Below are 10,508 nucleotides of genomic sequence, written 5' to 3' on the forward strand. Positions count from 1 at the left end.
TTCGTGATCGAACCAGCCCACCGCGAGGACGACGTGTCGGTCAGGGCCCGCTTGCGCCCCGCCCACGTATCCGCGGAGTGCTCCAGGCCCTCGGCACACCGGCGTTTGAGATCCCTCGAGGCCAGCGACCCCAGATGCGCGCCGACCAGACGTAACACCTGCTCGTCGTCCGGCGTGAGGCCCTTGATGCGGGTGCGGATCGCCACGCCCGACGGACCGACGGCCACGAAGGGGGCAGCGATCGTGCGCAGCGACTCACCACCCATCGATCTGCCCCCTCCCCCACACGTGATCAGCAACAGGAAGAACGGTACCGGCCGGCACTGACAGTGCCCGCCATGCGCCGTGCGCGCTGCAACACCAACAACCAGCACACACTCACACACACTCCTGCACACCTGAAAACGAACAGCTCTCCCAACCCCGGTTCCGCCGACAGTCGTGCGGCGAGGCGACCCCTGGCATTCAACATTCCCACATCCACTCTCCTGGCTGCGGTTACGCGTAGGCCAACCGGCATCGGAAGAACAGGATCGCGCAGATCGCACTGACACGATCTGCCGACGCACCGCCGAACCGGCCCGTGACCAGGAGAGAGCCATGACCGGCGTTTCCACGCTCGCCATCCCCCCATCGCCCGTGTCACCCACGCGCTACACCGTCAGCCTCGCCCGTGACGAGGCCGATGTCCGGGCCGCACAGCGGCTGCGCCACGATGTCTTCGCCGGTGAGATGGGTGCCCTCCTGTCCACGCCGCAGCCGGGCCTCGACGCCGACCCCTTCGACGCGTACTGCGACCACCTGCTCGTCCGCGACACGGTGAACGACCAGGTCGTGGGCACCTACCGGCTGCTCCCGCCGGAGCGGGCCGCGGTCGCCGGGCGGCTGTACTCGGAGGGCGAGTTCGACCTCACTCCGCTCGACGGCATCCGCTCCGGGCTCGTCGAGGTCGGCCGCTCCTGCGTGCACCCCGACCACCGCGACGGCACGGTCATCGGCCTGATCTGGGCGGGCATCGCCCGCTACATGGTCGACGGCGGCCACGAGTGGTTGGCCGGCTGCTGCTCCCTGCCGCTCGCCGACGGCGGCACCATGGCCGCCGGCACCTGGGAGCGCGTACGGAACAAGTACCTGGCGCCTGAGGAGTACCGCGTACAGCCGCTGCTGCCCTGGCGCCCCGAGGTCGAGGCCCCGGCCGGGCACGCCGAGCTGCCCCCGTTGCTGCGCGGCTATCTGCGCCTGGGCGCCTGGGTGTGCGGCGAGCCCGCGCACGACCCGGACTTCGGCGTCGCCGACTTGTACGTCCTGCTGTCGATGCGCCGGGTCAACTCGCGCTACCTGCGGCACTTCCTCTCGCTCGTCGCGGCGTGATGAACACCCGGATCGGTGTGAGGGACATGTCCCGCCCCGGATTGACGCTGCGCCCGCGCCGTGCGGCGCTGCTCGCGAACGCGACGGTGCTCCCCGCCGCCGCGCCGGTCACCGAGCGACCGCGCCCCGGCAGCGGCCGCAGGGCCCCTGCCCCGGTGAGCGCCTGGCTGCCGAGCGCACCGTGCTCGCCCATATCCTGCGTGGACGGTACGGCCTCGGCGGCCACCGCACCGCTCGCCGTCCTGCGGCTGGTGAGCGTGTTGACCCTGCTCATCGCCGGGATCGCACTCTTCCCGGCGGCGCGCCTGCTCTCCGCCGCACGGCGCGCGCGGATCATCAGGGCCTGGTGCCGGGCGGTGGTGCGCGCCGCGGGCGTCCGGCTCCGGATCACCGGGGCCGCCCCGCAGGACGGCGGACTGCTGATGGTCGCCAACCACATCTCCTGGATGGACATCCCGTTGCTGGCCGCCGTCCGTCCGGGCCGGATGCTGGCGAAGACCGAGATCCGGCAGTGGCCGGTGGCCGGTGCGCTCACCGCGAGCAGCGGGGCGCTGTTCATCGATCGCGACCGGTTGCGGGCGCTGCCCGACACGGTCGCCCGCATCGCGAACGGCCTGCGTGCCGGATCGGCGATCGTGGTCTTCCCCGAGGGGAGCACCTGGTGCGGGCGGGCGCAGGGGTACTTCCGCCGGGCCGCTTTCCAGGCGGCGCTGGACGCGGGTGTGCCGGTGCAGCCGGTGCGTCTGCACTACCGGCTCGAGGGAGGCTCCGCCACCACGGCGCCCGCGTTCGTGGGCAGTGACTCGTTGCTGACGTCGGTGTGGCGGGTCGTCTCGGCGCGGCGGCTCGTCGCGGAGGTCCGGGTCACACCGCTGCTGGTGCCGGATGCCGGCACCGACCGGCGGGCCCTGGCCTTCGCCGCGGAGCGGGCCCTGGACCTGCCGGCCGGCGGGCACGCGGACCTGCCTGCACATCACTGATGTTCTGACGCCCGTCCCCGGGCCGGGAGGTGTCCCGGCCCGGGCGGACGGACGCATGGAGGTGCGGCGCCCGCGCGCTGACCTCCGACGAGCCGGCCGCCCCTGTCGACGTGCACGGCCTGTTCGAGGCCGTCCGGGTGGGACCTGATCTCGGCCCTTGTCTCGACCATTGCTACGGTTCACCGGTGTCCGAATCTTCACGCGATACGGCCGAGGGCGCCGGGTGGGGCGCCGAAGAGGGCGGTGAATACCGCGCATTGATGCCACGTCAGGTCGAAAAGGTCTACTGGCTGAACCCCAAGACGCTCTGGGCGGCCCGCAACGGCGTGCTGGCCTCCTGGTTCGGCGACCCCACCGGAGGCACTCGAAGCCGCTGGGTGAAGCAGCAGGAAGCGGCGGGCGCGCCCACCGACAAGGTGATCCGGCGGCACACCGCGGACCGCTTCTCGTTCATGGTCCTCGGAGACACGGGCGAGGGCGACGACCCCCAATACGCTGTGGTGCCTGGCTTCCTGAAGGCAGGTCAGGACACGGACTTCACGGTGATCGCCAGCGATGTCATCTATCCGGTGGGGACCACCGCCGACTACGGCACGAAGTTCTTCCGCCCCTACCAGGGATATCCGGCGCCCATCTACGCGATACCCGGCAACCACGACTGGTACGAGGACCTGTACGGGTTCATGCGCGTCTTCTGCGACGCCGAGTTGCCGGCACCGGCCCCCGCGCCGCGCCCGCTGAGCCGGGCCGGGCTGCGCTCCCTGCTGTGGCACAGACCGGCCGAGTCGGACGGGCAACTCGTCCAAGAAGCACAGGCGTTGCGTCCGGACCCGGCCCAGCAGGCCGTTCAGCCCGGCCCCTACTGGGCGATCGACGCCGGGCGCGTCCGCATCATCGGGATCGACACCGGCCTGCTGGGCACCATCGACGCCGAACAGGGCCGCTGGCTGCGGGAGGTCTCCAAGGGCCCCCGCCCCAAGATCCTCGTTACCGGCTCCCCCCTGTACGTGGACGGTGAACAGCACCCCTGTCCCATCGAGGGCGGCGGCACGGTCGACGACATCGTCCGCGACCCGGACCACCACTACGTCGCGGCGATAGGCGGCGACATCCACAACTACCAGCGCTATCCGGTGGAGGTGGACGGCCGCACGATCCAGTACGTGGTCTCCGGCGGCGGCGGTGCGTTCATGCACGCCACCCACACCATCCCGCGCGTGTCCATCGCGAACGTCACCGAGAAGGACTTCCGTTGCTATCCGCTGCGGGGCGACTCGCTGGCCTTCTACAGCGGGCTCTACGGGCGCCGTCTGCGGCTGCGGCGCTTCTTCACCCTCACCGAGGCGGAGGCGATGGCTGTCATCGCCGAGCGGCTCGGCATTCCGCCCACCCGCACCGCGGGGGGCCCAGTCCGGGTCACACCGCGCGTCCGGCTGGTCGCAGGACTGCTGGGGGCGGGGCGCCGTCCCGAACGGGCCTCCCGCTTCCGGCTGCCCGTGCGCAAGATCTACACCCGGCTCTTCTCTCCGGGCGCGGCCACCTACAGCCCGCCGTTCTTCAAGAACTTCCTGCGCCTTGACGTCACCGCGGAGGCGATCCGGCTGCGCTGCTTTGCGGCGACCGGCAATCTGCGCCAGGAGGTCGACCCACCGGTCGAGGACGAGGTGACGATCCCGCTGGTGTGACGGCGGGGCCCGGTCCCACAACCCAGGCCCCGCGCTGGGGAACCGCCTCCCGGCGGCCATTCGGCAGTACCGTCCTTGCGTGAGAACCGTCGTTCTCATACCGTGGTCGTCAGCTGGAGAACGCGCGTTCTCACGACGGAGATGACATGACGAGCGAATCGCGCCCGCCGTTCCCGCCCTTCACCCGGGAGACGGCCGTGCAGAAGGTGCGGCTGGCGGAAGACGCCTGGAACTCCCGTGATCCGGAGAAGGTCGCCCTCGGCTACACGGTCGACTCCCGCTGGCGCAACCGCGCTGAGTTCATCGACGGCCGTGACGAGATCATCGCCTTCCTCACCCGCAAATGGCGGCGGGAACTGGAGTACCGGCTCATCAAGGAACTGTGGGCCTTCGACGGCGACCGTATCGCCGTGCGCTTCGCGTACGAGAGCCACGACGACTCGGGCAACTGGTTCCGCTCCTACGGCAACGAGAACTGGGAGTTCGACGACAACGGTCTGATGCTCAAGCGCTATGCGTGCATCAACGACCTTCCCATCAAGGAGTCGGAGCGCCTCTACCACTGGCCGCAGGGACGCCGGCCCGACGATCACCCGGGACTGAGCGACCTCGGCCTCTGACGCTCGCGGGCCGGGCCCTGGGCCGTCCCGAGCCCGGCCACCCGGGCGAGTCGCCGGTACGAGTCCAGGAGCGCCGGGCGGTCGTATGTGCTCGTGGTGACGAGCACCTCCTGTGCCCCTGTCTCCTCGATCAGACTCTCGAGCTCACCGGCCACCTGCTCCTCGGTGGCGGCGATGTGGCCGACGAGTCCGGCCTCGTAGAAGCCGCGCTCCTTGGCGCTCATCGCGAGGGACTCCACGCGTTCGGCGGGCGACAGGGGCGGGAAGGAGCCACGGGTCCTCGCGTACGCCATCGACCAGGCCTCGGGCAGCAGGATCCGCCGGGCCTCCTCGAGGGTGCCGGCGACCGCGACCGTGCCGGAGACGACGACGTACGGCTCGCTCGCCCACGCGGAAGGCCGGAAGGAGTCCCCGTGACCTGGGCCGCCGCGGACCTCCCGATGAGGCGGGACCTGCTCCGCCTCGCCGTCGCACGCGTAGAAGTCCTGAAGGCTCCCCGCCGAGGCGCACGGTTCGACGGCGAGGAACGCGTGACCGTGACCTGGTTGAAGGAGTAGCCGCAGGATGCCAAGCCCGACGAACGGCACCTGCGCGATCACGCTGACGATGTGGATGTCCCCTGTCGCGAGCGCCACCCACAGGCCCAACCAGCCGCCGCAGACCCACGCGAACCAGATGCGGAACTTCTCAACCCTGACGGCCTTCTGGACGTCGCTGTAGCCGGATCGTCTTTCCCTCGACGTGGCACGAGTTCTGCCAGGGCATCATGCGCCCAGGTGGGCATCATGTGAAGGCGGTGGGCCCAATTCGTGATACTGACTGGTCATCCTGGCAGCTGGCGTGTCCGGCCGCACGTCCACACGACGAAGACTCCCGCCTGTCTCTCGCTCGGACTGGCCGGGGCCTTCTCTGTGCTAACGGTGCCGCGTCACCGACTTCGGCGAGGGTCTTGGGTGAACCACCCAGGGCCATCAGGAGTCGCTCCAGACGATCGATTCGGGCCCGGAGGACGCTTGAGTCCTCACCCGTGTCGGAGCCGCGCCCAGGGGGCCTTCGACTGGCGCTGTGTCTCCAGGAGTTCAGCTGTAAGGAAGCCACGCTCCGCGGCTGCGTCCACAGCGTCAGCGGCTATCACGGCCCCGCTCGTCAGCGAGGAATGCGGCCACGGCCGGAAGCTGGTCGTCCACGGAACGCCGTATGGCGCCCTCTTCGTTGGCCGGCTCCGCGGCATCGAACGCGGCAGACTCAGAATCCATGCCCAGTCGCTCGCCGCGGAGCGTCGCAACGTTGGCTACTTCCCTGGTCAGCTCTGCCAGGACGCGGATCGCGGTCCGCAGTTCAGCTCTGGAGGCTGCCGTGTCGCCGGCCAGCTTCACGGCCCGCTCTGCGGCCTCCTCCGCCGCTGTCAGCGTGGCTCCCTCCGTGGCGTCGGCCAGGGCATTGATCAGTCCACCTCCTGGCGTGACGTACGCAGGCTTCCCGTTGTCCTGCCAGGGTAGGCGTCGGAGGCCGTTCACGCTGCCGCCACCTCCGCGGCGTCGTCGGCCAGGTTCTGCGCCAAGCCTGCGGGCATCTGCGCGTCGCAAGTACGCTCTGTCATGTCGACTCCAGTCGGTCGGCCAGGCCCGGGGAGTTCGCCGCTCCGCCGGGCCGTTTTTCGGTTCGGAACTCAGTGTACCTCGGTGTACTGAAGTACACGCAAGATGCAGGAAACAATGCAGTGCACTTCGGTGTACTGCATGGAGATCGACCGCACCCGTGCGATGTGGCCGCAGATCAGGGACGTGATCCTTCAGCGGATCAAAGACGGCACCTATCCGCCTGGCAGCAAGATTCCGAGCATCGTCGCCATCGCCACAGAGTTCGACGTGGTCAACAGCACAGCGCAACGCGCCATGGAGGCTGTCCGCGCTGAGGGCCTGACCCGCAGCGAGAAGGGCATGGGGACCTACGTACTGACGCCGAAGGAACGGTCCTCCCGCTGACTGGGGAGTCGCGCTGCCTAGCGAGCGAGCCAAGGGGACGTTCGTCCTGGGCGCCGGAGCGGAGGACGGCAACGGGGAGGGGCCCCAGCGCGTGAACCCTGGCCCGCCTGGCTCCGCGCCCCTGCCCGTTGCTGGCCCCTGAAGTCGCCGCTGGCAGTGCACCAGGCTCACACAGGCCCCTGATCTGTCCCCGTTGTTGGGGCGGTTGAGGGGCCGCTCTGCGCTTACGCCCTGGGGCGAAGGCTCCAGGCGCTAGCGTGCTGTGGGGGTGTCTACGGTTCCCACCGGTGAGCCTCGGCCTCCTGGGCCAGACGCACGGTGTTGCGGAGGGCCTCGGCCCCTTCGCGGCCCTCGCGGATGCGCGAGCGGTCGAGTACCGAGAAGCGGGTTTGTGCGATCACTGACCTCACAACGGCTTCAACGCCCTGGAGAGTGTGTGATTCCCCGTCCCGGCGGCCTCAGTGATCGGTGACGTTGGCGGTCAGGAGGCGGAGCAGCTGTTTGGCCAGGGCGTCCTGTTCCGGGGTCAGGCCCATGGCGTCGCCGATGGCGAGGGGTACGTCGCGCGCCTTTTCTTGGAGCCGGGCCCCTGCGTCGGTGAGGCGGATGGCGACGGAGCGTTCGTCCTCCGGGCGGCGCTCCCGGTGCAGGAGGCCGCTCGACTCCAGGCGCTTGAGGAGTGGTGAGAGGGTGCTGGACTCCAGCTGGAGGGCCTGGCCCAGGTCGCGCACGGAGATCGAGTCCTGCTCCCACAGCACGAGCATCACGAGGTACTGCGGATAGGTGAGGCCGAGTTCGTCGAGCAGGGGGCGGTAGCGCGCGGTCACCGCCCGGGATGCCGCGTACAGGGCGAAGCAGAGCTGGTCGTCCAGAAGGAGGGAACCCTCCTCGGCCGGTTCGGCCGTCGGTGCGCTCATGGCATCGCTCCTCGGTCCGGTGGTCCACACAGCGGTCTTCCGCCCTAGCTTTCGGCGCCTGTCGCCATTCTATCGAGAGCTAATTAGTTGTGCGCGACTTAATCGAGCACTACTATTCTGGTGTGCCGCAGCCCCTCGGTGACAACGCAGGTGGGGTCTGCCCGCGGCACCGGATCCAAGGAGATCGCCATGACCGACGCCACCGGCCCCCGCCCCGTCCTCGAGCCCGCCGCGCAGGCCTTCGCCGAAGCCACCGCCAACCCGCCCTACCTCTTCGACCTCGGTCCGGCCGAGGGCCGCAAGGCCGTCGACGAGGTGCAGTCCGGTGAGATCGAGAAGCCCGCCGTGGGCGAGGAGTGGATCACCGTGCCGGGTGGACCCACCGGCGAAGTCCGCGCCCGTATCGTCCGCCCGGCAGGAGCCACAGGCGTGCTGCCGGTGATCGTCTACATCCACGGCGCCGGCTGGGTCTTCGGCAACGCCCACACCCACGACCGTCTCGTGCGCGAACTCGCGGTCGGCACCGGCGCCGCGGTCGTCTTCCCCGAGTACGACCTCTCGCCCGAGGCCCGCTATCCGGTCGCCCTCGAGCAGAACTACGCCGTCGCCCGCTGGATCGTCACCGACGGTGCGGGCCACCGCCTGGACGCGACCCGCATAGCGGTGGCCGGCGACTCCGTCGGCGGCAACATGACCGCCGCCCTCACCCTCATGGCCAAGGAGCGCGGCGACGTCCCGCTGGTTCAGCAGGTGCTGTTCTACCCGGTGACCGACGCTTCCTTCGACACCGGCTCCTACCACCAGTTCGCCACCGGCTACTTCCTGCGCCGCGACGCCATGGAGTGGTTCTGGGACCAGTACACGACCGACGAGAGCGAGCGCGCCCAGATCACCGCGTCCCCGCTGCGCGCGACCAGCGAGCAGCTCGCGGGCCTGCCCCCGGCCCTTGTGATCACCGCCGAGGCCGATGTCCTGCGCGACGAGGGCGAGGCCTACGCGGGCAAGCTCCGCGAGGCAGGCGTTCCGGTCACAGCCGTGCGCTACCAGGGCGTCATCCACGACTTCGTGATGCTCAACGCCCTGCGCGAGACCCACGCCGCCGGTGCGGCCATCGGCCAGGCGGTCGCCGTCCTCCGGGCGGCGCTCGGAACGGCCTGATCTCGGCCGGCGCCGAGGGTCCCGGCCCCACGGACGGGCCGGGACCCTCGGCGCACGTCTCCGGTGACGGACCGACGGTCCCGTACCCGCCGGTGTTCTGGGAGTGCGCTGCCCCACCCGGGCGTGCGGGTGGACTCGGGCTTGGCCCGGAGCTATGACGCGATATAGCGTACTCGGAGAGTGTGGCGATGACGGCGGGTGCTCCGGTGTCGTCGCCCGGTGGAGTCTCTGACAGTTGCGGGGTGAGCGGTATGGCGGGAGAGCTCTCGCGGGCCGAGGAGTTCGCGGGCTCCGGAGTGTCACTCGGGTTGCGGGCCTCGCACGCGGACCGGGACCGGGTCGTCGACGTGCTGCGCATCGCGGCGGGGGACGGCCGGCTGACCTCCGAGGAACTCGACGACAGGCTGGAGGCAGCACTCTCCGCGCGCACCGTCGGCGAGCTGTCCGTCCTCACGGCCGATCTGCCGGCCGTCGCCGGGGAGGCGGGCGGTTCCGCCGCCTCGGCGAAGGACTTGATCCGCGTCGAGCGGCAGGGCAGTTCGGCCCGGCGGGACGGCGGCTGGGTGGTCCCGCGCCGGATGGAGATCCGCTCGTCGTGGGGCGACGTCACGCTCGATTTCACCCAGGCGGTGATCACGCAGAGCGCCCTGCGGATCGACCTGGACATGCTCGGCGGTTCCCTGGTGCTCATGACCCGGCCGGGAATCGTGGTGGACACCGACTCCCTCACGGTGAGCTACGCCAAGGTCAGGACACAGGGGGCCGGTGGCACCGGTGTGCCGGTGTCCCTGCGTATCGAGCTGGCGGGCGACATCCGGTACGGCCGGGTCGTGGTCCGCTCTCCGCGGCGCACTTTTGCTCAGTGGCTGCTGCGCCGGCCCGCGGCGCGGACCTCACCGACGGGCTGCTGACCCCCGGTCGGCGGGTCCGGCGCCACGTGCCCATGGATTCGGGCGCCGTCCGTGTGTGCGCCGCGTCAGCCGACGTGGACCCTCGGCCGCCGCTTGCGGTCGTGCTCTGCCTCGCGCAGCACCTCTCGGGTGACGGGGGCGACTTCGCCCTGGCCGAAGAGGAAGAAGCGCAGGAAGTTGGTGAAGGGACTGCCCTCGGTCCATTCGAAGTACATGTGCGGGATGCAGCCGGTCATGTCCCGGGCGTGCAGCAGCAGAGCGGCGAGGGCGTTGGGGATGGAGGACGACTCCAGGGTGAGCACGCGGTAGCGGCCGTGCAGCACCTCGCCGCGGACGTTCAGACCGGCCTCGAACTCCGAGGGGTCGCCGACCGTTACCTCGACGAAGACGAAGTCGTCTTGCGGCGTGATGTCGTTGTCGGTGCGTATCTGCTCGATCTTGGCGCGGTACTCGGCGACGTCCCGGTTGTCCGGCTCGTTGGCGATGAACCGGATCTTGCGGCTGGCGATGTCCCGGACGAAGCGCTCCGCCATGTCGTCCAGGGTCACGCTGGTCACCCGCAGTTCGAAGGAGCGGGCGAGGCGGGAGAGCAGCGAGAGCAGGATGATCCCGGCGATGAAGCAGGCGCCGATCTTCACGCCGTCGGGCCGCTCGATCACGTTGACGACCGTCGTGTAGAGGAAGACGGCCGAGATGACCGCGAACGCGATGGTCCAGTTGCGCTGTGCGGCCTTGCGGGCGGCGATGGTCACCGCGATCGCCGCGGAGCTGATCAGGACCAGCACGCCGGTGGCGTAGGCGCCGCCCTGGGCGTCCACATTGGCGTCGAAGATCCAGGTGACCAGGAAGGCGACCAGCGTGAAGACGAGGACCATGGGCCG

General features: G+C 70.0%; 9 protein-coding genes and 4 pseudogenes. 7 read left to right on the forward strand and 6 right to left on the reverse strand.

The features are described 5' to 3' along the window. Positions 1-266 (reverse strand): annotated as a pseudogene (locus ACWDA7_RS45590) (IS200/IS605 family accessory protein TnpB-related protein); the annotation flags it as partial. A 334-nt stretch (positions 267-600) separates the two neighbouring features. Between ACWDA7_RS45590 and ACWDA7_RS45595 the strand changes: the two are divergent. From ACWDA7_RS45595 to ACWDA7_RS45610, 4 genes are all read left to right on the forward strand, one after another. Continuing rightward, positions 601-1,371 carry a GNAT family N-acetyltransferase gene (locus ACWDA7_RS45595; protein ID WP_450613155.1) on the forward strand — a complete coding sequence of 257 codons (771 nt, stop codon included), beginning with the start codon at positions 601-603 and terminating at the stop codon, positions 1,369-1,371. A gap of 155 nt (positions 1,372-1,526) precedes the next feature. Continuing rightward, complete coding sequence (locus ACWDA7_RS45600) at positions 1,527-2,351, forward strand: lysophospholipid acyltransferase family protein (RefSeq protein ID WP_450613167.1); 825 nt, start codon at positions 1,527-1,529, stop codon at positions 2,349-2,351. Positions 2,352-2,536: 185 nt separating this feature from the next. Beyond that, complete coding sequence (locus ACWDA7_RS45605; protein WP_450613157.1) at positions 2,537-4,036, forward strand: metallophosphoesterase family protein; 1,500 nt, start codon at positions 2,537-2,539, stop codon at positions 4,034-4,036. 146 nt (positions 4,037-4,182) lie between these two features. Continuing rightward, complete coding sequence (locus ACWDA7_RS45610; protein ID WP_359404323.1) at positions 4,183-4,656, forward strand: nuclear transport factor 2 family protein; 474 nt, start codon at positions 4,183-4,185, stop codon at positions 4,654-4,656. Here the strand turns inward: ACWDA7_RS45610 and ACWDA7_RS45615 are convergent. Together ACWDA7_RS45615 and ACWDA7_RS45620 are read right to left on the reverse strand one after the other, a co-directional pair. Next, positions 4,626-5,063: pseudogene (locus ACWDA7_RS45615) on the reverse strand (LLM class flavin-dependent oxidoreductase); the annotation flags it as partial. The gene ACWDA7_RS45610 and the pseudogene ACWDA7_RS45615 overlap by 31 nt on opposite strands. A 714-nt stretch (positions 5,064-5,777) precedes the next feature. After that, positions 5,778-6,173: a hypothetical protein gene (locus ACWDA7_RS45620; RefSeq protein WP_450613159.1), complete on the reverse strand. Its 396-nt coding sequence runs from the start codon at positions 6,171-6,173 to the stop codon at positions 5,778-5,780. A 222-nt stretch (positions 6,174-6,395) separates the two neighbouring features. On the opposite strand from ACWDA7_RS45620, the gene ACWDA7_RS45625 reads away from it, so the two are divergent. Then, a complete protein-coding gene (locus ACWDA7_RS45625; protein WP_450613161.1) occupies positions 6,396-6,641 on the forward strand; it encodes a GntR family transcriptional regulator in 246 nt (81 codons plus the stop codon). Positions 6,642-6,934: 293 nt separating this feature from the next. Here the strand turns inward: ACWDA7_RS45625 and ACWDA7_RS45630 are convergent. Both ACWDA7_RS45630 and ACWDA7_RS45635 read right to left on the reverse strand, forming a co-directional pair. Further along, a pseudogene (locus ACWDA7_RS45630) lies at positions 6,935-7,051 on the reverse strand (LLM class flavin-dependent oxidoreductase); the annotation flags it as partial. A gap of 48 nt (positions 7,052-7,099) precedes the next feature. Continuing rightward, positions 7,100-7,558 carry a MarR family winged helix-turn-helix transcriptional regulator gene (locus ACWDA7_RS45635; protein WP_450613163.1) on the reverse strand — a complete coding sequence of 153 codons (459 nt, stop codon included), beginning with the start codon at positions 7,556-7,558 and terminating at the stop codon, positions 7,100-7,102. Positions 7,559-7,747: 189 nt separating this feature from the next. Between ACWDA7_RS45635 and ACWDA7_RS45640 the strand changes: the two genes are divergently transcribed. Together ACWDA7_RS45640 and ACWDA7_RS45645 are read left to right on the forward strand one after the other, a co-directional pair. After that, a complete protein-coding gene (locus tag ACWDA7_RS45640) occupies positions 7,748-8,716 on the forward strand; it encodes an alpha/beta hydrolase (RefSeq protein WP_450613165.1) in 969 nt (322 codons plus the stop codon). Between the two features lie 251 nt (positions 8,717-8,967). After that, positions 8,968-9,627 (forward strand): DUF1707 SHOCT-like domain-containing protein, encoded by a 660-nt coding sequence (locus ACWDA7_RS45645; protein WP_450613169.1) that lies wholly within the window; start codon positions 8,968-8,970, stop codon positions 9,625-9,627. Positions 9,628-9,692: 65 nt separating this feature from the next. On the opposite strand, the pseudogene ACWDA7_RS45650 reads toward ACWDA7_RS45645, so the two are convergent. Continuing rightward, positions 9,693-10,508 (reverse strand): annotated as a pseudogene (locus tag ACWDA7_RS45650) (amino acid transporter); the annotation flags it as partial.

The organism is Streptomyces sp. NPDC001156, assembly GCF_053598275.1.